Genomic DNA, 17882 nt, shown 5'->3' with positions numbered 1-17882 from the left:
TCTAACCTTGCCCCCCACACCTGCACCGAGTGCGCGGCCGGTAAGCGCCGCCACTGCCCAGTGTGCTGGCAGACCGTACATGCCACCCGCGGCGGAAACATCATCTCCCACTGGGACTCCGAAGGCATCGACCTCTGCCCCATGGGCGGACAACCCTACGAACTGGCCGGATTGGGGCGGCGCCGTTTCCGCCCAACTGAAAAGAGATCAGCATGACAATCGCCCCCGCGCCCCGCTGGATCAACCCCACATGCATCGAAGCACTACACGCCAACAACCGCGTCCGCACGGAACACGCAGCCCTGCACACCGTCGTCGCCGCGCGGAAAGCCTTACGGGTCATGCGGAAATGGGCCGGCCACCCCAAAACCCGCAAGCCCGCCGGCATGTTCGGTAGGTACCACCGGGCACTCACCGCCCGCGTAGAACACCCCGACGCCAGTCTCGCCGAGATCGCCGCACGACTCGGCCTGCGGAAAGACCAATACAGCGCACGCCTACGCCGCGCCATCGCCTACGCCCAAACGCTCGAGGCCAACGCATGAGCGCAGACAAGCCATCCGCGCACACAACCCTGGTCCGTTCCAATGACAGGTTCGTGACCGCCTCAATCAACCTCGGCGAACTGATCCACATCCACCCGTACGCGTCCCGCTGGCCCGAACCCCTGTACGCGGTCCGGTTCCGCCACGGCTCGATGGACATGTCGCAGACGTCGCTGGACCAGTTGATCGTGAAAGCCCAAGCGGCGCGGGAAATGTCACGCGCATGGGAGGCCGCGCGGTGAAACCCGTGACCCAATTCTCCAGTGGAGAGCGTGAACAGTGGCGTCCGGTAGTCGGCTATGAGGGGCGATACGAAGTTTCCTCACAGGGCCGGGTGCGTTCACTGGACCGGTTGATATCGAATCCACTGCCTAGCGGAACCATTCGTCGACAACGCATCGCCGGACGTGTCCTCAAGCAAACAGTCTGCGCGGCGGCCGGCGGATATCCCCGCGTAACCCTGCGGAACGGGACTGAAGAACACGGTCTTCGGTGCGTACACATCGTGGTTCTAGAAGCATTCGTCGGGCCGAGACCACAAGGGATGGTTGTCCGCCACTTGAACGGACAACAGACAGACAATCGCCTCGAAAACCTCTCCTACGGAACACCTTCGGAGAACAACTTCGACTTAGTTCGGCACGGCAACCACATTCACGCAGCGAAAACGCACTGCAAGAGTGGCCACAAGTTCACACCTGAGAACACCTATATCAATCCAGGCAGCGGGCAGCGTGTCTGCCGAACGTGTCGCCGAAAGTTCCAGCGAGACTACGAAGAAAGGGTTGCTAGATGACGGGTCTTCCCGCCGAAGATGGAATCTATTCCGGCATCTCGGATAGTGACTACCATCGGGACCTTGGCTCGCTGTCATCTTCAGGTGCGCGCGCGTTGCTGCCACCGAGTTGCCCCGCCATCTTCGACTGTGAGCGCCGGAACCCACCAAATCCAAAACCGGAGTATGACTTTGGCCACGGCGCTCACAAACTAGTGCTTGGTGAAGGATCCGAGATCGTTGAGGTGCCCTTCGACAGTTGGCGCAGCAGTGAAGCCAGAGCGGCCCGAGAAGAAGCTTGGGCCGCAGCCCAAGTTCCGTTGCTAGCCAAGGACGCCGCAAAGGCGAGAGCGATGGCGGAAGTGGTCCGCGCGCACCCAGTCGCGCGTTCACTGTTCGACGCGGACGGGCAGCCGGAATTGTCAGGTGTCTATGTTGACGCTGAAACCGGTGTTCGATTGAAGTTCCGTCCCGACTGGCTCTGCCAGATCGGCGGCCGCATTGTCGGACTCGACTACAAGACGACCACCAACGCCGAGCCGGGCCACTGCGCCAAGTCAGCCGCCGAGTACGGCTACCACATGCAGAATGCCTGGTACCTGGACGGTTTGGCCGCTACCGAAGTCGCCGACGACCCCGACTTCCTGCTCGCCTTCCAGTCCAAAACGCCGCCGTTCCTGGTGTCGGTGATCCGCATCCGGCCCCACCACGTCGACCTGGGCCGGCGCCGCAACCGCCTCGCGATCAACGTCTACCGCGAATGCACCGAAACCGGTGTCTGGCCCGGCTACGGCGACCACATCCACGAACTCGACCTTCCCTCATACGCCGTCTTCAAACAGGAACAGGAGCTTTCCGCATGACCAGTACCGTGCAGCGTTACCAGCCGCCCGCCAACGGCGCCCGCACCAACATCAGCCAAGCCACCGCAGTCGAGCAGACCCGGGCGATCGCCGACGTCCAGGCCGCCGTCACCGTCGCCCAGAACTGCCCCCGCGACATGGCTGAGGCCGAACGCGAAATGGAGTACGTGTGCAGCCGCCTCGATATGGCTGAGCAGGCGTTTTACCAGGTCACCAACCGCGGATCCGGCCCGTCGGTGCACCTGATGCGGGAGTTGGCCAGGATCTGGGGCAACGTCGACTACGGCGTCAAGGAACTGGCCCGCAATGACGAGAAGGGCGAATCCGAAGTCTTGGCGACGTGCTGGGACATGCAGAAAAATACCCGGTCGTCGCGGACGTTCATCGTGCCGCATCAGCGGATGCGCGCCGGCCAACGCACCCAGCTCGTCGACCTGACGGACATTTACCTCAACAATCAAAATGTCGGCGCCCGCGCCGTGCGTGAGTGTATCCAGACGATCCTGCCGCGCTGGTTCACCGAGAAGGCCCAGGACATCTGCCGCGGCACCCTCGAGCACGGCGAAGGGGAACCGCTGCGCGACCGCATCGAAACGATGGTCACCTGGTTCCGCGAGAAGATCGGCGTCAGCCAACAGCAGCTTGAATCGCGGCTCGGCCGGAAGCGGGGCGCGTGGACCGCTGAAGACGTTGCGCAGATGAAGATCGCTGGCAAGTCGATCATGGCGGGGGAGGCGAACCGCGACGAACTGTTCCCCCCTGTCGCCGCCGAAATTGTCACCGCGCCATGCGAAGCCGACGCCGCCGAGCAGCAGAATCCTGCCGCGTCGAAGCTGAAGGGCAAGGTGAAGTCCGCGGCTGTTGAGGAAACACCAGCCGCACCACCAGCCGCGGATCCTGGTCAGGGCGGCGAGAACGACGCGAGTCAGGGCGCTGAGCCGTCGTCGGGCGCCACCGTGCTGACTGACTCACGTGACCAGGGACCGGCCACCGATCCGGCGCCGAGTGACATTCCGGAGAAACCGATTCAGCGCGATGTCACACCCCCGGGTGCGCCAACCCCATCCACGCCCGGACAGACCGACCGGGTAGCCGCCGCCCTGGCGAAAGCGAAGAAGGGCGGCATCCCCGCCGCCTCACGCCGTGACCTTGCCGACGACGTCACGAAGCTGCTCGACGAAGGCGGCTGCCGCAACGACTCCGACCGGCTCGTTGCACTCGCCCAGATGCACGGCAGCGCGCACCACGAAATCGACCCGGCGGTCCTCACCGACACCGACCTGAAGAAGATCCGCGACACCCTCACCGCCTGGTCCCAGGTCGGCACCCTCTCCGACATGGTCGGCCAAATCCTCGACGCCGCAGACATGAACGCCGAAAGCGGCCAACAACAAACCCTCGACGGCACCAACTGAAAGGAAACATCATGGCCGAAAACAACGATCAAGCAACCGAATTCGCCACCCTGCTACTCACACACGCCAAAGGCCGCGCCCACGACGAAGCCACGAAGAAACTCCGCGAGGCCGTCGAAGCCGTCCAGCAGACCGGCAAAGCCGCCTCGGTAACCGTGAAGCTCGACATCAAGCCAGTCGACAAGATCCCCAACGCATTCCGCATCCAAGACTCGATCACCGCCAAGATCCCCGAAGACCCCCGCACATCCATGTGGTTCGGCGACGACCACGGCGGCCTGCACCGCAACGACCCGAACCAACGATCCCTCTACGACGACGAACCCGCCGACAACAAATCCGCCGCCGCCGGCCGCGACAACTGACCCTCACCCAATCCCTGAAAGGCAACTCTGAACATGGCAAGCACAAACGACGACACCGCAACCGAACTCGGCGTTATCAGCTACGAAGGTCCAGCCGGGGCGATAGTCCGGACACCGCATGAGGCGCAGATCATCAACGGCCTGCTACCGCACCAGAAGCACGCAGTCGCCGTCACCGAAGAACACGGACTGCAGGTCACCGACATCGCAGTCGACCCCACGGAATTCCCATCCCCGCTGCGCGTCAAAGGCGAGCGCACCGTCGCCGACCTCGACTCCTTCCTCGCGGAACTCGCCCGCCGACCCCTCGACCAGATCGGCGACACCGGCACCTTGTGGGGCAGCGCCAAGCGCGGCGTCCTCACCGCCATCTACAACGACCACGCCGGACTCATCGCCACCAACGACCCCGGCGCAGGCTGGCGCGACGACAAACTCACCCTGAAACTCACCGCAGACGACGACTGGGCCGCCTGGCACGCCATGTCCGGACGCCTCTACCCCCAGAACGAATTCGGCGACAAAATCGAAGAACTCCTACACACCATCACCAGCCCAGACCAAGCCGAACTGCTCGAAGTCATCGACAGCATCCGCTCATCAACCAGCGGCGAATTCGAATCGAAAGTCGAACGCGCACACGGCGGCCTGAAACTCACCTACCGCGAAGACCACACCGTCACCGCCGGCAAGGGCCGCGAACTCGAAGTACCACAGGTGATCATCCTCAACCTGCGCCCGTGGGAAGGACACCCCGAGACCTACCCCGTCGAAGCCAAGTTCCGGACCCGCATCACCAACGGCTCCCTTGGACTCGCGATCAAACTCCAACCGACCGCCCAGATCCTCCGCGAAGCCTGGTACACCATCACCCAGTCCGTCACCGGGCAGACCGGCAAGCCCGTCCTGGCGGTGCAGTGATGCCCGATACCGCTCTCGTCTACGTCGACCTGATCCGGGCGCCCGCGCTCGTACGGCTACTCGGACGCCAACAACCCTGGCGCTGGCGCGCACTCAACGCCGGAAACGGTCGCGTCCTCGCCGTCAGCTCTGAGCGGTACACGAACCGTCAGGATTGCATCGACGCCATCGTGCAGTTGTTCGGCTTCAACACCGCCGCCTACATGCGCGAAGCCGAACACGGCAACACCTGCCTCCGACTGGCGGCCCACGCATGAGGTTCCGCGACATCCGCGCCGGCGTCGGCCCAGACGGATGGGGCGTCGACGACGTCCCCGCCCACCTGCTGGCTGCCACCACCCCGGCCCGCCCCAAATCCACCGCAATCAAACACCCGCCCGCCTGGTACGGCGCCCGCATGCAGATGGCCCGCGACACCGCCAACCAACAACCCAAACGCTCACGCAGACAACGACTCACACGCAAACCACGAGTAGGACGCTGGAAATGACAACCAAGAAAAAGCTGACGGAACTTACGCCCGCCCAGCGCGACCGCATGTCCTCTTTCGCGCAGGAGTGGATCGAATACGGCTGGCGCACAACCCCACTCACTGACGAGGAGTGGGCGGTTTGGGAAGCCGGGGCGCGGAGGTGTTACGAGTTCGCTGGTATTCCGTGGCCGAACACGGTGATTCGGGTGTCGTCGCCAATGGTTGGTGCGTTCGCGGCTCCGTTGGCTGCTTTGGCGATTGAGGCGGTCCGGAAAATTTCTTCTCCGGGCAGCGCCGTGTACAGCGCCGTGGACAGCGCCGTGTACAGCGCCGTGGGCAGCGCCGTGGGCAGCGCCGTGGACAGCGCCGTGGGCAGCGCCGTGTACAGCGCCGTGGACAGCGCCGTGGGCAGCGCCGTGGACAGCGCCGTGGACAGCGCCGTGGACAGCGCCGTGTACAGCGCCGTGGACAGCGCCGTGGACAGCGCCGTGGGCAGCGCCGTGTACAGCGCCGTGGGCAGCGCCGTGGGCAGCGCCGTGGACAGCGCCGTGTACAGCGCCGTGGACAGCGCCGTGAAGAAGGGCAAGAAACTGTTTTGGCACCGCTACATCGGCGGCCGCCACTGGTGCTACTGGCCCGCGTTCGTCTCCTACTTCCGCGACGTCGTCGAACTGCAACTCGACGGCGACACCTGGGAACGATCCAAGGCCTACCAAGATGCGCAGTCCGCCGGCTACTGGTGGCCCAACCGCGACTTCGTCATGGTGTGCGACACCCCCGCTGTGTTGCATGTTGAGTCGGCGACCGGTGCGCACCGTCTGCACTGCGAGACCGGGCCCGCAGTCGCTTGGTCGGACGGGTGGGGCCTGCACTACTGGCACGGAACCCGTGTTCCCGCCGATTTGATCGAAACCGGTTGGGACATCGAACGGATCATGTCCGAACGCAACACTGAGGTCCGGCGTTGCGCGATCGAGAAGATGGGCTGGGACCGGTATGTGGCCGCGGCAGGGTTGAAGCTCGCCGACGAGGCTCCCGACCCCGGTAACCCCGGCCAGGTGCTGCGCCTGTACGACGTTCCCCGCAACGTCTTGGACTGGCCGGTTCGGGTGTTGGTTGCGCACAACGCTACCCGTGAACGCGACGGCTCGCGCCACACATTCGGGCTGACCGTGCCGACGGATTGCCGGACTGCGATAGCGGCGTCGGCGTGGACGTTCGACCTCACCGAACGGGAGTACAAGAAACTGGCCCGCGCAACCTAGCAACGGGTCGAAACACAAAGAGAGGAAATAAGAATGGCAACAACAACTGAGATGATCGAGGCCACTGGCGTCGATGTCGTCACGGCGACGGACATGGCGGATGTCGACATCCCCGTGCTGGGCGGGATGCAACGCCAGGGTGATGTCTTGGTCCGGCCTGCCGCGGTGACGGCCACGAGTCCGGTGCCGGCGGCTGGAACGCCGGTGGTGCAAGGCGAGTCCGGCGGTAACACGCACGCCATCTACGCCGCGGACGGACCGGTGTTCTGCGACGTGCTGCCCGGTTCCGCCCGGGATTTGCGGGTGGCTTTGCTGTCGGTGCCGGAGGGGTCGACCGCGTATCTGGGGCATCCGGAGCACGGCTACAACGGGATCGCGCCGGGTAGTTACGAAATTCGTCGTCAGCGTGAGATGGCAGAAGAAATCCGGATGGTGCAGGACTGATGCACGCGATGGTGGGGGCGGCGGGGCAACTCGCCGCTTTCCCCGACTGCGTCATCCCGGGCTGCCCGAACCCTGTCGCCGCCGTGGGTGAGCCGTGCTGCGACTGCCGCACCGCGTTCGGGTCGATGCTGCGCCCGGGTGGCCGCCCGCTGACGGCTGCTGAGATCGCCGAGCGAGACCGGGGTGTGCGGGCCGCGTACGCGCTGCAGCGGGAGGTGGCCGGATGCTCACACTGACGGATCTGCCCGATCGGATCAAATACAAGATCGACACGAATGGCCCGATCCCAAGTGGCCCGCTGCGACCAGTTGAAGGCAGGTGCTGGCTGTTCGACTCCTGGCACAACTCCGCTGGGTATCCGTACATCCGCGTTGATGGCCGGGACCAGCCCGCGCATCGGGTCGTCTTCAAGATGATGACGGGCCAAGACATTGTTGGGCTCGATCTGGACCACGTTTGCCGAAATGTTGCCTGCGTCAGACCATCCCATCATGACGCGGTCACCCATACCGAGAACATGAAGCGGCTCGGCAAGGCTCAGACCAGTTGCCGCCGGGAGGGTCACGATTGGAGCGACCCGCGCAATGTGCGGACGCGCCCGAATGGTCGCCGGTACTGCGCCGAGTGTGACCGTATCAGTTTACGTCAGCGGTATTTGGCTAGAAAGGCTGCAGCACAGTGACTTTGCAACTTCTGGATATGTTTTGCGGAGCGGGCGGCTCAAGCACTGGTGCGATACAGGTGCCGGGTGTTGAGGTACGCGTGGCTACTAACCACTGGCAGTTGGCGATTGAGACTCACGGGGCGAACCATCGCCAGGCGGATCACATCTGCGCGGACATTTCGCAGATCAACCCGCGCCGATTCCCCCGGACAGATCTTCTCTGGGCAAGTCCCGAATGCACTTCGCACAGTGTTGCTCGCGGCAAGAAGCGTGTCGACGCGCAACCGGATCTGTTCGGCGAGGTCCTGCCGGACGCGGCGGCCGAACGATCGCGGGCAACCATGTGGGACGTTCCCCGGTTCGCCGAGCACCACCGCTACCGCGCAGTCATCGTGGAGAATGTCGTCGACGCCTGGCACTGGCAGCCCTTCCAGGCGTGGCTGCAGGCAATGGACTCCCTCGGCTACAACCACCACGTCGTGTTCCTGAACTCCATGCACGCCCAGGCGCTCGGGCCGGGCGCACCGCAGTCGCGCGACCGCATGTACGTGCTGTTCTGGCGCAAGGGCAACCCGCGCCCCGACTTCGAGCGCGTGACCGCGCCCGCCGCCGTATGCCCGAATCATGGCACCGTCCGGGCGCGGCAGGTGTTCAAGCGCGCCGACCGGGCACCGTGGGGACGGTACAGGTCACAGTACGTCTACACCTGCCCGGTACGCGGCTGCCTGACCGTCGTTGAGCCCCACTACCGTCCGGCTGCCGACATCATCGACTGGGCGCTATTGGGCCAGCGGATCGGGGACAGGGCTAAGCCGCTCGCTGCGAAGACGTTGGCACGCATCCAGGCCGGGATCGACCGGTACTGGGCGCCGCTGCTGGTGCCCGTCGAAGGCCGCGACGGCAAGCAAGCCGCGCCGGTTGACCAGCCGGTGCGCACGATGACGACGCGCAGCGAGACTGGTTTCCTCGTACCTACTGGCGGCACGTGGCGTGACCGCGCCACCGCTCTCACTGATCCGGCGCCCACCCGCACGACACGAGAGAACGACGGCTTGGCGTTCATCGCCGAGCTACGCGGCGGCGGGTCGAAGCATCGGCCCGTGTCCGATCCGCTGTGCACGGTTGTGGCGAACGGTAACCACCACGGCCTCGTTACGACCTACTACGGCAACGGGGGGACGCGCCCAGCCGGGGACGCGCTGGCCACCGTCACGGCGGTGGAGCGTCACGCGCTGCTGATGCGCAACAACAGCAGTAAGGGCGACGGCGCCGAGATGGTCACGCCCGCCAGCGAACCGGCCCGCACCGTCACCACCGCAGGCCACCAGTCGCTGCTGACCGCCGAACGGCCGACCATCGACCTCGACGACGTCCTGTTCCGGATGCTCGAGCCCCGCGAAATCGCCGCCGCAATGGACTTCCCCGGCACCTACCGCATCCTCGGCAACCGCCGCGAACAAGTCAGGCAGGCCGGGAACGCCGTAACACCGCCAGCCGCACGGGATCTCGTCGGCGTCGTCGCTGAATCGCTGGGAGTCACCGCATGACCAACATCCACTTCGCCGCCGCCCTCTTCCCCCAACACACCAAGTCCGGCGCCGACGCAGTCCTCACCGCGGCCGACAACGCCGCCACGCAAACCCAACGCCTGCAACGCTTCCGCACCCAGGTCGCCGAACTGCTCGGCATCCCGGCCAACGCGGAGGACGGCGACAGCGTCTATTTCGACACAGCTGACAATCATGTGGCTGCGGTCGTACTAGATAGCAGTGCTGGCGAGGCCCAACTCGTCTATCCCAAGAACGCCCGCGCTCTCGCGGCTGCTCTCCTGGCTGCTGCTGACGCTGCAGAGGCGGTGAAGTGATGGACCACCACTACACCCCAGACCCACAAAGCGGAGCCGGAAACTGCCGATGTGGGGCTTCGAAAAGACACCGCCGCCACCCACACGAGTACCTACACCAAGCGCCTGAGTTCGGCGGGAACCCGAAGCTGTGCACGTGCGGACTACCGCCAGAGGCGGAATGCCACGTTGCCACGCTTCCGACATTCTGGGAGACCACAGGCGGCGCTGCAGAGGCGGCTACTGATGCCTGACCCCGGTATCCAACAACAACTCATCGGACGGCTCGACGCCGCACTCACAACCTGGAACAGGCCTCAGAAGAGCCTCGCGAAAGCCGTTGGCATCACCGAGAAGCACCTATCCCAGATTCTCAACGGGAAGGCATGGCCACGCCCTGAATTGTGGGATTCGTTGCTCCATGAGGCCGAGATCTGGCCGGTTAGAAACGGGGAGGCGGCTACTGATGCCTGAGCCGTACTACACCGACGAACAGGTCACCCTCTACCACGGGGACGCGCTCACCGTCGCCCGCGAACTCCCCACCGCAGCAGCAGACTGCATCGTCACCAGCCCGCCCTACTCAGATGCCGACTCGGTTCAATTCCTTGGCACGCGCGTATATGGCCTCGCGCTCCGCGATTGTGTCGGCAGACACCTCGAGCCGGCGCACCATAGTTGCGCCCCAGCGGGCCATTGTTTCGACCGCTTGACGGTGCGCGTGGGTTTCGGAGCGCGGGCGGGACTTCGACGCGCGCAGCGCCAGTGCGTTCTCGGCCTGGGCGCGCTTCACGCGCAGGTACGGCAGCATCACGGCAAGCGCATCGGATGCAACCTTGTTCGTGGCTTCCCAGTAGTACAGCGGGCGGCCTTGGGTAGCCGATGGCTTCTGCAACATCAGCGAGCCGCCGAACGTCTCCTTGAGGAGCCTCGGTATCTCCGGGGTGACTTGCTTCAAGCAGATGCGCTCCGAGTAGGTGGCTTGTCGCGCATCGCCTTTGACGCGCGCCGCGTAGGTCGATCGTCGGATTCCGATGGACCCATCCGAGTCGATAGCACCGGCCAAATAGGCCGCGAGTTCTGAGGGGATTGTCATGTCAAATAGCCTACGTCAAGGGGGTGATGAGATGAGCGAAGAAACTCCGCGGCCGTACTACCAAGACGACCAAGTGACCCTGCATCTAGGGGATGCCCTCGACGTTGCTCGGCGTATGCCAAGCACTTCCGTTGACTGCATCGTGACTTCGCCCCCATAGCCGTACTTCGGGCTGCGGGACTACGGCACCGAAGGCCAGTACGGGCTCGAAGCAACACCGTCCGAGTATGTCGAGCGCCTGCGTGAACTGTTCGCCGAGCTACGCCGCGTCCTGGCCGACGACGGCACACTCTGGATCAACCTCGGAGATTCGTACTACAGCGGCCGCGGTAACCCTGGTCCGAACTCGGCGGATGAGAAGCAGCCCGCGCGACGTGGTTGGGTGCGGCCGCAAGACCGGTGCGGCGTCGAATGGTCGTCGCCGAAGAACCTTCTCGGCATCCCTTGGCGCGTCGCGTTCGCACTCCAAGACGACGGCTGGATCCTGCGCTCCGACATCATCTGGGCCAAAAGGAATTTCATGCCAGAGTCGGTCACCGACAGGCCGACACGGGCGCACGAATACGTGTTCCTGATGGCGAAGTCGCCGCGCTACTGGTACGACGCCGACGCTATCCGTGAGGAATCCGACCCTCGCCAACAAGCGCACAACGAGCGGTACGCCCATGAGTACACCGCACACACCGCCCGCGCGGCCGCCAGTGGGCAGCCGGGGAATGTCAACAACGTCGGCATCCATTCTCGACCAGGTAAGCCCGGACGCAACGCGCGGAGTGTTTGGTCGATTTCGGCGCAACCGTTCCCCGGCGCTCACTTCGCGGTGATGCCGCCGCAGCTCGCGGAACGCTGTGTCGTGGCTGGCTGCAAACCGGGCGGCACAGTGTTGGACCCATTCAACGGCTCCGGCACAACCGGGCTCGCCGCGCAACGCACCGGCCGCAAGTACATCGGCATCGACATCAACCGCGAATACCTCGACCTGACGCTGAACACGCGGCTGCGTGAGGCGACGTTGGACTTCGAGGCCGGCGCATGAGCACCCGCCTGTTTAACGCCCGTTACCCCGGCCGCTGTGACGCCAACGGCTGCCGCATCGAAGAGGGCGACCGCATCGGCTACGCGGACGGCTATGACAGGCCGTTGTGCGAATCCTGCTGGTGCGCCGACAAGGAAGAGACCGCGCCGCCCCAGGTGTGCGCTAGCTGCTTCACCGTCCACGCCGGGGAGTGCTGGTGAGCACCCGCGACGAGCGCAACGCCCGATACCGGGCCAACCTGTGCGTCGACTGCGGCGAGGTGGAGCACAGCGCCGGACGGCCGCGGTGCGACAACTGCCATGACAAGTACCTCCGAAACCCGTTAGGAGACAACCAGAATGCATGACAACGACCCATTCGCACGCACACCATCAAAGCAGCAGCCGGACCACCCGTTCCTCACCCTCGCAGCGGCATGGCTCGTCGTGTTCAGCGCCGTCCTTGTCGCACTCTGGATCTGGTTCTGATGCAAGACGACATCATCGCTGCTGTCGCACAAGCCATCTGGCAGGCGGACCCGTTCAAGATGGGCGACCCCGACACTTGGACCGGCAGCGGGGAACAAGCCTACTACCTAAGCATGGCCCGCAACGCCATCGATGCGCTCGGCCTGCAAGTGCAGTGGGGCTGGCAGCTCGGCGACAACACACCATCCGTCTACCCCACGGAACAACAAGCCCGCGACCGCGTCACCTACCTCGACTCCGTGTTCCAGGTCGGCACCAAACGCCACGTCGTGCACCGACTGACGACCCCCTGGACCCGAGACACCACCGATGCCCCGGCAACAACATGACCCGCACGTCGACATGGTTGCCGCCGCTATCGCCGCCGCACACCTACCCGCATACCAGTGGGCGCGACTCGGCGACGACGGCCGCTACCGCTTCCGCCGCATGGCGAAAGCAGCCATCAACGCACTCACGCAGTGCCCTAAATGATCGGAAGGAACAGTGACCGCCATTCCCAATACGCCGCTAACGCAGCGACTCCGCAGTATCTGGTCATGCGCGGACGGACACGAACCGTGGGAACAGTGGTATGCACGCCACTGTCAAGGCGGAACCGCTAACGGGCGCGCTGTCGCCGCTGTCCTGTTCGACCGCGCCCGCCGCTACTGGCCCGACTTCTACAGCCCCGCAGACCTTCCCGCAGTGGCCGCGTGGGCCGACCTGATCGACCGCTGCCTTCCTCTCGTCACACCCGAAGTGATCGAGCAGGCCGTCGATGACGTCCACGCGGTTTGCGCCTACCCGTGCCCCGCGCATTTCCTGCGCGCCGCTCAACAACTCATGGAGGGCACCACCCGATGACCAGCCGGGAGTACGCCAAAAACCTCTTCGCGAAGTGGATCGATGATGACTGGCTGAACCAGCCGCGGTTCGACAAGCTGTTCTGGGAGGCGCTCAACGGAACTCGGTCGGTCAACCTGATCGGCGTCGCACCCATCAACTTCACCCGCTGGCGACGGATGATGCGTGACGGCCCGCATTTGGCGACTGACCTTGAGTTGAAGGCGTCGCTGATCCGGCAGGGGCGTCGCCGGTATGTGTACGTGGATGAGACGACCGGGGAGTACCTGATCCGGTCGCGGATGCGCCGCGACGACCTCGACAAGCAGCCCACCAGCTTCCTGTCCGCGCTTCGGATGCTCGCTGTGTTGGACAGTCGCCGGTTCGCGGTGCCGCTGCGCGCGGAGCTTGGCCGCCTCACTCTGCCGGTGATTTCGACCGCCAGGAACGAGGCTGCAGCAAACAGATTGCAGGACGCTTTGAAGCGGGCGTGGGATGCCGCAGTGACTCATCTGGACGCGCTCGCGGAAGGGATGCCGGATCCTATCCCAGATCCCTTCCTGGATGACTACCCAGATGGGATACCTGATGGGATCACTGGTGGGATAAGCCGACCTGCGGAAACGCAAACCGCCGAGATGGGATCCGGTATCCCACCCCGCATCCCACCAATTTCAGGTTCAGGTTCAGGTTCAGGTTCTTCCACCCTCGTAGGTGGTTACGTTGGGGAGGCCGCGGCCGAAACCGAAACCGTCCCCTCCGCAGCCCCGCCAGACCCCAACGGGCCCCCACCCGAACGCTGCCCAAAACACATCAACCACCCCGACCCGCCCAACTGCGGCGCGTGCGCCGGCTACCGCCGCCGCCGCGAACGCTGGGACGAGCAACACACCCAAGCCCAACGCGACCAGCTCGCCGACTTCTGGGCCGACGTCCGAGCATCGCGCTGCTGCGACGACAACGGCCACATCGAAACCGACGACGGCCTCACCCGCTGCCCCAACCACAACTGGCCGCTGATCAATGCATGACCTCGACGACGACCGTGACCCGTACCCGCCGCCGTGGCACGCCGCCCGCGTCCCGCCACCGGCCCGAAGCCCCGTGATCGAGGCGTACGTCGACACCGACGCCCTGGAAGTCGACTGCGACAACTGCCACGTCCCGGCCGGCGAGTTCTGCACCAACCCGGAGAACGGGGAGCTGCGGAAGATGCCCTGCAACTCACGGATCACGAAAGCCGCCAACACCACGACAGGAGCACCGCATGCCTGACAGCGACGGATTCCGGATCGACATCGCCTGCCCGGACCAGCCACGCGAATCAGACCCCTGCGCCCGCCGCGACGGATCACACGGCAACTGCGGCACATGCGGCAAGAACCCCGCGCCAGCAACAGACGGCCCTGGCTACCCGACACCCGAACTCGAGCAGCAGCCCGACCCGGAACGCCAGACGAAGATCAACGCCGCCGTCGAACACCTACGCAAACTCAACGCCCAGCTCGAGGTCTTCCACGCCGCACGCCGCATCGCCGACAACCACGCCCTGCTGTCCTCACGGGCCGTCGAGCAGATCCGCGCCTTGTACGCCGACTACGACACCAAACACCCCACGCAGAACGGGCCGACGTCGTGACCGCGCCGAATCTAGGCATTTGCCAATGCCAGGTCACCTTCGACGACGGCAAGCAACAACTCCACGACGAAGATCACGAACACAGCGACTTCGAGCCGTACGCCTGCGCCGACTGCGACTGCGACGGCTGGCGCCCACCCCGCAATGCCGGGGCAGATTCAAACGCACAGCCACAAAACCCGCCCGGCGAGGGGTACGACACCAGCGGGCCAGTTTCGTCACGCCCAGCAGCCGTGACGAAACTGGCCCAACTCGACCTCCAAGCGAAGTACGTCCAAGACACCGCCCAACACCTCGACCAAATCATCACCCAAACCCGCGGCACCTTCACCGACCCAGACGACCCCCTCGCCGCCTGCGCACTCGCCGACATCCTCGAAACAACCTGGCCCGGAAACGCAGACTCCTGGGTCGCACTCGTCCTCGCCACACGCCGACTCATCGACGCCACCAACCACGGCCGCGGACGCGGAATCCGCGACACCATCCGCCGAAAGATCCAACGATGAGCGCCGAAACCCTGCAAGCGATCGAATCAGCGATCCGCGCCCACATTGCCGACGCCAACGGCGACGTCGCCGCACTCACCGACTGGTTCGTCTCATACGGCGTGATGACCCAATGCGAAGACACACCGAACGGAATCTCCTACGTCACCGGATACGCAACCTCTGACGCTTCACCGCAGGGCGCGCTGGGTGTCGCAACTCTTGGAATCCGCTATCTGACAGACGATCTGGCGGGTCCGACGGAATGACCGACCACACGATCCGCTGCCGGGACCGCCGCTACTGCGGCGGCGCCCTGTTCACCGTCACCGCGGCCGACCAGGAAGCCGCACACATGGCCGCACGCAACCAAGGCTGGCTCATCCACACCGCCAACGACCAAACCACCTGCCCAGCATGCCAAGCCGGCACCCACCCCAGGAGGAACCCGTGACTGAAGATCACACGTCCACACGCAGATCATCCTGGGGACTTGACGCCAATGAACCCAAAGAGAATTGGCGTGATCTGGCGCTCTGCCGACAAGTTGACCCCGAAATTTTCTTCCCCGACAAAGGTGGGTCAACCAAAGAAGCCAAACGGGTCTGCGCGAACTGCGAGGTCCGCGAAGAATGCCTGACCGACGCACTCTCCCACGATGACCGATTCGGAGTCAGAGCCGGGCTGTCCGTACGCGAACGCCGGAAACTCAACATCGGCCGACCCCGCCGCCCGCAACGAACCGAACACATACCCCTGAAACCGCCAACCCAGCACCCCCAATGCGGCACCGAAGCGGGGCAGAAAAAACACTCCCGCGAAGGTGAAAACTCCTGCGACGCATGCAAACAAGCAGGCAGCGACGCACGCCGCAACCGACTCGAAACCCGAGCAACCGCATGACCGAAAGCCGCCACCGGTGCCTCGCCGGCCGCGCGTGCCGCAGCCAAGCCGTCGAGGAAGTCGAAGGAAAGAACGTCGAACTTCCAGCCATCACCGAGAAACCCGACACCCTCTGCGACTCCTGCCGACGCAACGTACACACCGTTATCACAGAATCACTGACAGTCTGGGACTCATTGCACAACGCACTCGGCGATCGCGCCATGCGCGGCAGCAGTGAACGCATCTCCGGAACCAAAACTCCACCCATTCCCATTGACGTCGAGGTCGACGCAGCGAAAGACGCGCTGGCGGAATGGCTCATCGCGGCCGCAGCCCGCGTATCTGAATACCTCAACACCGACACCCCCCAACCCAAGTCCCGCATTGACCGCGAACAACGACGAATCGTCCAAGCGTGCACCCGGCTCGTCGAACCCAACATCGACCGCCTGCTCCAAGCACCAGCAGAAACCGTCACCGTATGGCGCAAGACCGGAGAATCCACCACCTACGTCGACAAAACCGGAATCGACATAGCACTAGAGATCGTCCGATGCCACCGCGTCGCCCATGCCATCCTCGGGGACCAGAACACCCACCAATCAGTGCAACTAGCCTGCCCGAACTGCCACACACGCCGCTGCAGCAGAACCGTTACCCACCGGAAGAACGGCGGAGTAGACGACTTCGTTGCCTGCGCCGAATGTAAAAGCAGTTGGACGTTCGAGATCTACCAATTCCGATGCCGCCGCGACGCCGAAGACATGGAGGCCACACACATGGACGCCGAGAAACTCAAACAGTTCGAAACCACGATCGAAGACGAACGCACAAAACGCACATGGGCGGAATGGTTGCTCGCAGAGATGACGTGGAAGTTCACCCTCGCACTCGACTGCCCCAACGTATCCGCAGCAGACTTCGCCAACGCCGTACTAGAACACACCAAAACGTCTGTGTAGCAAGATAAAATGACAAATATGCAACGACGCGAGCAACGTGAACGCCACCACGTGCTCTACCGGTTCTTCAACGTGGACGGCGAACTGCTGTACATCGGAATCACCCGAAACCCAAGCTCCCGCTTCAAATCACACCAGCATGAAAAGTCCTGGTTCTCCGAAGTCACCAGCTCCACCATGGAACACTTCACCTCCTGGCAAGAACTCATGGATGCCGAACTGTCCGCGATCCGCCGTGAATCGCCGAAGTACAACATCGCCGGCACCTGGCAACCCCAGCCGCCGCCCAAATCCGAAATCAGGCTGCGCCAAGCGCGCGCCCAAGCGCAATCCGTCTTCGGCCGCGATGCCAACCACTTCCAAAGCCCCGACAGCATCGCCGACGACGACCCGCCACCAGAATTCTCCCACCAACACTACCCATGCCTAAAATGCCGCCGCTTCTTCGTCTACCGAGAAGTCGACGCCGAAGGAATCCCAACCACCGACACCCTGCGCTGCTTCTACTGCGAAACAGAATGGTCCGACGACGAATGGACCAACGCCGTCATCGAACTGCTCAACAACAGGGTCACCGGACCATGAATCGGGAAGATAAACTCAGCAAACTAGTTGCCCTGCTCTGGGAAGCCACACCCGAGACAGTCCGATCACAACTCCTACCGGCCATTCATCAACTCGGCGCGACCTGGGCGATACCTGACAGCGAAGCCCCCCCGAACTGGATGACGACGGTCGAAGTCGCACTCGAGTTCAAGCTGTCGCCAGCGTCAATACGGTCCAACTGGCCACGCCAGTACGGCGTGCGCCCCACCAACGATCGTTGGCTAATCGAAGACATCGAACTCGTCCGCCTCAAGCGGAGACTCAAAGGGCAAGTCGCATGACGCCCCACGTCTCGACAAGCTGACC

At 64.0% G+C, this 17882-nt stretch carries 32 protein-coding genes and 2 pseudogenes; 31 read left to right on the top strand and 3 right to left on the bottom strand.

Translation table 11 applies throughout. The features are described 5' to 3' along the window. Positions 1 to 212 precede the first annotated feature (212 nt). The 4 genes from QXK92_RS11075 to QXK92_RS11065 are packed head-to-tail and all read left to right on the top strand — an operon-like array spanning position 213 to position 2183. Positions 213 to 545 (top strand): hypothetical protein, encoded by a 333-nt coding sequence (locus QXK92_RS11075; RefSeq protein ID WP_306241670.1) that lies wholly within the window; start codon positions 213 to 215, stop codon positions 543 to 545. A 53-nt stretch (positions 546 to 598) separates the two neighbouring features. Then, complete coding sequence (locus QXK92_RS11070; protein WP_306241669.1) at positions 599 to 787, top strand: hypothetical protein; 189 nt, start codon at positions 599 to 601, stop codon at positions 785 to 787. Continuing rightward, positions 769 to 1341, top strand: a complete 573-nt coding sequence (locus QXK92_RS34085) for an NUMOD4 motif-containing HNH endonuclease (RefSeq protein ID WP_371934506.1) — start codon at positions 769 to 771, stop codon at positions 1339 to 1341. Before QXK92_RS11070 ends, QXK92_RS34085 begins: the two co-directional genes overlap by 19 nt. Continuing rightward, positions 1338 to 2183: a PD-(D/E)XK nuclease-like domain-containing protein gene (locus tag QXK92_RS11065; RefSeq protein WP_306241668.1), complete on the top strand. Its 846-nt coding sequence runs from the start codon at positions 1338 to 1340 to the stop codon at positions 2181 to 2183. The genes QXK92_RS34085 and QXK92_RS11065 overlap by 4 nt, the downstream gene beginning before the upstream one ends. Before the next feature lie 16 nt (positions 2184 to 2199). Here the strand turns inward: QXK92_RS11065 and QXK92_RS11060 are convergent, their stop codons facing one another. After that, positions 2200 to 2322, bottom strand: coding sequence for a hypothetical protein (locus QXK92_RS11060; protein ID WP_306241667.1), 123 nt, complete (start codon positions 2320 to 2322; stop codon positions 2200 to 2202). On the opposite strand from QXK92_RS11060, the gene QXK92_RS11055 reads away from it, so the two are divergent. From QXK92_RS11055 to QXK92_RS11035, 5 genes are read left to right on the top strand one after another with little or no spacing between them, the layout of a single operon-like run. Beyond that, entirely contained in the window at positions 2321 to 3598 is a 1278-nt protein-coding gene (locus tag QXK92_RS11055; protein WP_306241666.1) for a hypothetical protein, read from the top strand. The genes QXK92_RS11060 and QXK92_RS11055 overlap by 2 nt on opposite strands. An 11-nt stretch (positions 3599 to 3609) precedes the next feature. Next, positions 3610 to 3963, top strand: a complete 354-nt coding sequence (locus QXK92_RS11050) for a hypothetical protein (RefSeq protein WP_306241665.1) — start codon at positions 3610 to 3612, stop codon at positions 3961 to 3963. A 33-nt stretch (positions 3964 to 3996) separates the two neighbouring features. Then, positions 3997 to 4884 (top strand): DUF2303 family protein, encoded by an 888-nt coding sequence (locus tag QXK92_RS11045; RefSeq protein WP_306241664.1) that lies wholly within the window; start codon positions 3997 to 3999, stop codon positions 4882 to 4884. Further along, positions 4884 to 5141 (top strand): YegP family protein, encoded by a 258-nt coding sequence (locus QXK92_RS11040; RefSeq protein WP_306241663.1) that lies wholly within the window; start codon positions 4884 to 4886, stop codon positions 5139 to 5141. The genes QXK92_RS11045 and QXK92_RS11040 overlap by 1 nt, the downstream gene beginning before the upstream one ends. Then, complete coding sequence (locus tag QXK92_RS11035; protein ID WP_306241662.1) at positions 5138 to 5374, top strand: hypothetical protein; 237 nt, start codon at positions 5138 to 5140, stop codon at positions 5372 to 5374. The genes QXK92_RS11040 and QXK92_RS11035 overlap by 4 nt, the downstream gene beginning before the upstream one ends. Positions 5375 to 5519: 145 nt before the next feature. Here QXK92_RS11035 and QXK92_RS11030 read toward each other — a convergent pair whose 3' ends face one another. Continuing rightward, a complete protein-coding gene (locus QXK92_RS11030) occupies positions 5520 to 5942 on the bottom strand; it encodes a hypothetical protein (protein ID WP_306241661.1) in 423 nt (140 codons plus the stop codon). On the opposite strand from QXK92_RS11030, the gene QXK92_RS11025 reads away from it, so the two are divergent. From QXK92_RS11025 to QXK92_RS34080, 7 genes are all read left to right on the top strand, one after another. Further along, entirely contained in the window at positions 5929 to 6621 is a 693-nt protein-coding gene (locus QXK92_RS11025) for a DUF6745 domain-containing protein (protein ID WP_306241660.1), read from the top strand. The two genes, QXK92_RS11030 and QXK92_RS11025, sit on opposite strands and share 14 nt — an antisense overlap. A 33-nt stretch (positions 6622 to 6654) precedes the next feature. Beyond that, entirely contained in the window at positions 6655 to 7065 is a 411-nt protein-coding gene (locus tag QXK92_RS11020; RefSeq protein WP_306241659.1) for a hypothetical protein, read from the top strand. After that, on the top strand, positions 7065 to 7301 hold the full coding sequence (locus QXK92_RS11015; protein ID WP_306241657.1) for a hypothetical protein: 237 nt from the start codon (positions 7065 to 7067) through the stop codon (positions 7299 to 7301). Before QXK92_RS11020 ends, QXK92_RS11015 begins: the two co-directional genes overlap by 1 nt. After that, positions 7289 to 7747 carry an HNH endonuclease gene (locus QXK92_RS11010; protein ID WP_306241656.1) on the top strand — a complete coding sequence of 153 codons (459 nt, stop codon included), beginning with the start codon at positions 7289 to 7291 and terminating at the stop codon, positions 7745 to 7747. Before QXK92_RS11015 ends, QXK92_RS11010 begins: the two co-directional genes overlap by 13 nt. Before the next feature lie 17 nt (positions 7748 to 7764). Next, complete coding sequence (locus QXK92_RS11005) at positions 7765 to 9276, top strand: DNA cytosine methyltransferase (protein WP_306244336.1); 1512 nt, start codon at positions 7765 to 7767, stop codon at positions 9274 to 9276. Next, positions 9273 to 9593: a hypothetical protein gene (locus QXK92_RS11000; RefSeq protein WP_306241655.1), complete on the top strand. Its 321-nt coding sequence runs from the start codon at positions 9273 to 9275 to the stop codon at positions 9591 to 9593. Before QXK92_RS11005 ends, QXK92_RS11000 begins: the two co-directional genes overlap by 4 nt. A gap of 225 nt (positions 9594 to 9818) precedes the next feature. Then, on the top strand, positions 9819 to 10046 hold the full coding sequence (locus QXK92_RS34080) for a helix-turn-helix domain-containing protein (RefSeq protein ID WP_371934505.1): 228 nt from the start codon (positions 9819 to 9821) through the stop codon (positions 10044 to 10046). A 109-nt stretch (positions 10047 to 10155) separates the two neighbouring features. Here QXK92_RS34080 and QXK92_RS10995 read toward each other — a convergent pair whose 3' ends face one another. After that, the gene (locus tag QXK92_RS10995) at positions 10156 to 10668 is read right to left on the bottom strand and encodes a hypothetical protein (RefSeq protein WP_306241654.1); all 513 of its coding nucleotides are present in this window, start codon (positions 10666 to 10668) and stop codon (positions 10156 to 10158) included. A gap of 31 nt (positions 10669 to 10699) precedes the next feature. Here QXK92_RS10995 and QXK92_RS10990 point away from each other — a divergent pair. The 15 genes and pseudogenes from QXK92_RS10990 to QXK92_RS10920 all read left to right on the top strand — a co-directional run bounded on the left by QXK92_RS10990 (position 10700) and on the right by QXK92_RS10920 (position 17555). Further along, positions 10700 to 11704 (top strand): annotated as a pseudogene (locus QXK92_RS10990) (site-specific DNA-methyltransferase). After that, positions 11701 to 11904 (top strand): hypothetical protein, encoded by a 204-nt coding sequence (locus QXK92_RS10985; RefSeq protein WP_306241653.1) that lies wholly within the window; start codon positions 11701 to 11703, stop codon positions 11902 to 11904. The pseudogene QXK92_RS10990 and the gene QXK92_RS10985 overlap by 4 nt, the downstream one beginning before the upstream one ends. Beyond that, on the top strand, positions 11901 to 12050 hold the full coding sequence (locus QXK92_RS10980) for a hypothetical protein (RefSeq protein ID WP_306241652.1): 150 nt from the start codon (positions 11901 to 11903) through the stop codon (positions 12048 to 12050). The genes QXK92_RS10985 and QXK92_RS10980 overlap by 4 nt, the downstream gene beginning before the upstream one ends. A gap of 120 nt (positions 12051 to 12170) precedes the next feature. After that, on the top strand, positions 12171 to 12500 hold the full coding sequence (locus QXK92_RS10975; RefSeq protein ID WP_306241651.1) for a hypothetical protein: 330 nt from the start codon (positions 12171 to 12173) through the stop codon (positions 12498 to 12500). Next, positions 12481 to 12645, top strand: a complete 165-nt coding sequence (locus QXK92_RS10970; protein ID WP_306241650.1) for a hypothetical protein — start codon at positions 12481 to 12483, stop codon at positions 12643 to 12645. The genes QXK92_RS10975 and QXK92_RS10970 overlap by 20 nt, the downstream gene beginning before the upstream one ends. A 12-nt stretch (positions 12646 to 12657) precedes the next feature. Next, on the top strand, positions 12658 to 13017 hold the full coding sequence (locus QXK92_RS10965) for a hypothetical protein (RefSeq protein ID WP_306241649.1): 360 nt from the start codon (positions 12658 to 12660) through the stop codon (positions 13015 to 13017). Next, entirely contained in the window at positions 13014 to 14027 is a 1014-nt protein-coding gene (locus tag QXK92_RS10960) for a hypothetical protein (protein ID WP_306241648.1), read from the top strand. The genes QXK92_RS10965 and QXK92_RS10960 overlap by 4 nt, the downstream gene beginning before the upstream one ends. Continuing rightward, a complete protein-coding gene (locus QXK92_RS10955; protein ID WP_306241647.1) occupies positions 14020 to 14271 on the top strand; it encodes a hypothetical protein in 252 nt (83 codons plus the stop codon). Before QXK92_RS10960 ends, QXK92_RS10955 begins: the two co-directional genes overlap by 8 nt. Continuing rightward, positions 14264 to 14635, top strand: a complete 372-nt coding sequence (locus QXK92_RS10950; protein WP_306241646.1) for a hypothetical protein — start codon at positions 14264 to 14266, stop codon at positions 14633 to 14635. The genes QXK92_RS10955 and QXK92_RS10950 overlap by 8 nt, the downstream gene beginning before the upstream one ends. A 233-nt stretch (positions 14636 to 14868) precedes the next feature. Next, positions 14869 to 15144: a hypothetical protein gene (locus QXK92_RS10945; RefSeq protein WP_306241645.1), complete on the top strand. Its 276-nt coding sequence runs from the start codon at positions 14869 to 14871 to the stop codon at positions 15142 to 15144. Next, positions 15141 to 15392, top strand: coding sequence for a hypothetical protein (locus tag QXK92_RS10940; protein WP_306241644.1), 252 nt, complete (start codon positions 15141 to 15143; stop codon positions 15390 to 15392). The genes QXK92_RS10945 and QXK92_RS10940 overlap by 4 nt, the downstream gene beginning before the upstream one ends. After that, positions 15389 to 15577 carry a hypothetical protein gene (locus QXK92_RS10935; protein WP_306241643.1) on the top strand — a complete coding sequence of 63 codons (189 nt, stop codon included), beginning with the start codon at positions 15389 to 15391 and terminating at the stop codon, positions 15575 to 15577. The genes QXK92_RS10940 and QXK92_RS10935 overlap by 4 nt, the downstream gene beginning before the upstream one ends. Then, a pseudogene (locus QXK92_RS10930) lies at positions 15541 to 15843 on the top strand (WhiB family transcriptional regulator); the annotation flags it as partial. The gene QXK92_RS10935 and the pseudogene QXK92_RS10930, both read left to right, overlap by 37 nt. Before the next feature lie 179 nt (positions 15844 to 16022). Next, positions 16023 to 16970 carry a hypothetical protein gene (locus QXK92_RS10925; RefSeq protein WP_306241642.1) on the top strand — a complete coding sequence of 316 codons (948 nt, stop codon included), beginning with the start codon at positions 16023 to 16025 and terminating at the stop codon, positions 16968 to 16970. Positions 16971 to 16988: 18 nt separating this feature from the next. Beyond that, positions 16989 to 17555 (top strand): GIY-YIG nuclease family protein, encoded by a 567-nt coding sequence (locus QXK92_RS10920; protein WP_306241641.1) that lies wholly within the window; start codon positions 16989 to 16991, stop codon positions 17553 to 17555. The last annotated feature ends 327 nt before the right edge of the window (positions 17556 to 17882 follow it).

Source organism: Mycobacterium sp. TY815 (assembly GCF_030755135.1).
GTDB lineage: Bacteria > Actinomycetota > Actinomycetes > Mycobacteriales > Mycobacteriaceae > Mycobacterium.
The sequence above is the reverse complement of the archived record's forward strand: the minus strand, read 5'-3'. Positions and strand labels throughout refer to the sequence as shown.

Bases quoted from the DNA above. Each gene is read 5' to 3' on its own strand.
- QXK92_RS11075 (WP_306241670.1), top strand. From the start codon at position 213: ATGACAATCGCCCCCGCGCCCCGCTGGATCAACCCCACATGCATCGAA.
- QXK92_RS34085 (WP_371934506.1), top strand. From the start codon at position 769: ATGGGAGGCCGCGCGGTGAAACCCGTGACCCAATTCTCCAGTGGAGAG.
- QXK92_RS11065 (WP_306241668.1), top strand. From the start codon at position 1,338: ATGACGGGTCTTCCCGCCGAAGATGGAATCTATTCCGGCATCTCGGAT.
- QXK92_RS11055 (WP_306241666.1), top strand. From the start codon at position 2,321: ATGGCTGAGGCCGAACGCGAAATGGAGTACGTGTGCAGCCGCCTCGAT.
- QXK92_RS11060 (WP_306241667.1), bottom strand. From the start codon at position 2,322: ATGTCGCGGGGGCAGTTCTGGGCGACGGTGACGGCGGCCTGGACGTCG.
- QXK92_RS11050 (WP_306241665.1), top strand. From the start codon at position 3,610: ATGGCCGAAAACAACGATCAAGCAACCGAATTCGCCACCCTGCTACTC.
- QXK92_RS11045 (WP_306241664.1), top strand. From the start codon at position 3,997: ATGGCAAGCACAAACGACGACACCGCAACCGAACTCGGCGTTATCAGC.
- QXK92_RS11040 (WP_306241663.1), top strand. From the start codon at position 4,884: ATGCCCGATACCGCTCTCGTCTACGTCGACCTGATCCGGGCGCCCGCG.
- QXK92_RS11035 (WP_306241662.1), top strand. From the start codon at position 5,138: ATGAGGTTCCGCGACATCCGCGCCGGCGTCGGCCCAGACGGATGGGGC.
- QXK92_RS11020 (WP_306241659.1), top strand. From the start codon at position 6,655: ATGGCAACAACAACTGAGATGATCGAGGCCACTGGCGTCGATGTCGTC.
- QXK92_RS11015 (WP_306241657.1), top strand. From the start codon at position 7,065: ATGCACGCGATGGTGGGGGCGGCGGGGCAACTCGCCGCTTTCCCCGAC.
- QXK92_RS11010 (WP_306241656.1), top strand. From the start codon at position 7,289: ATGCTCACACTGACGGATCTGCCCGATCGGATCAAATACAAGATCGAC.
- QXK92_RS11005 (WP_306244336.1), top strand. From the start codon at position 7,765: ATGTTTTGCGGAGCGGGCGGCTCAAGCACTGGTGCGATACAGGTGCCG.
- QXK92_RS11000 (WP_306241655.1), top strand. From the start codon at position 9,273: ATGACCAACATCCACTTCGCCGCCGCCCTCTTCCCCCAACACACCAAG.
- QXK92_RS34080 (WP_371934505.1), top strand. From the start codon at position 9,819: ATGCCTGACCCCGGTATCCAACAACAACTCATCGGACGGCTCGACGCC.
- QXK92_RS10995 (WP_306241654.1), bottom strand. From the start codon at position 10,668: ATGACAATCCCCTCAGAACTCGCGGCCTATTTGGCCGGTGCTATCGAC.
- QXK92_RS10985 (WP_306241653.1), top strand. From the start codon at position 11,701: ATGAGCACCCGCCTGTTTAACGCCCGTTACCCCGGCCGCTGTGACGCC.
- QXK92_RS10975 (WP_306241651.1), top strand. From the start codon at position 12,171: ATGCAAGACGACATCATCGCTGCTGTCGCACAAGCCATCTGGCAGGCG.
- QXK92_RS10970 (WP_306241650.1), top strand. From the start codon at position 12,481: ATGCCCCGGCAACAACATGACCCGCACGTCGACATGGTTGCCGCCGCT.
- QXK92_RS10960 (WP_306241648.1), top strand. From the start codon at position 13,014: ATGACCAGCCGGGAGTACGCCAAAAACCTCTTCGCGAAGTGGATCGAT.
- QXK92_RS10955 (WP_306241647.1), top strand. From the start codon at position 14,020: ATGCATGACCTCGACGACGACCGTGACCCGTACCCGCCGCCGTGGCAC.
- QXK92_RS10950 (WP_306241646.1), top strand. From the start codon at position 14,264: ATGCCTGACAGCGACGGATTCCGGATCGACATCGCCTGCCCGGACCAG.
- QXK92_RS10940 (WP_306241644.1), top strand. From the start codon at position 15,141: ATGAGCGCCGAAACCCTGCAAGCGATCGAATCAGCGATCCGCGCCCAC.
- QXK92_RS10935 (WP_306241643.1), top strand. From the start codon at position 15,389: ATGACCGACCACACGATCCGCTGCCGGGACCGCCGCTACTGCGGCGGC.
- QXK92_RS10925 (WP_306241642.1), top strand. From the start codon at position 16,023: ATGACCGAAAGCCGCCACCGGTGCCTCGCCGGCCGCGCGTGCCGCAGC.
- QXK92_RS10920 (WP_306241641.1), top strand. From the start codon at position 16,989: ATGCAACGACGCGAGCAACGTGAACGCCACCACGTGCTCTACCGGTTC.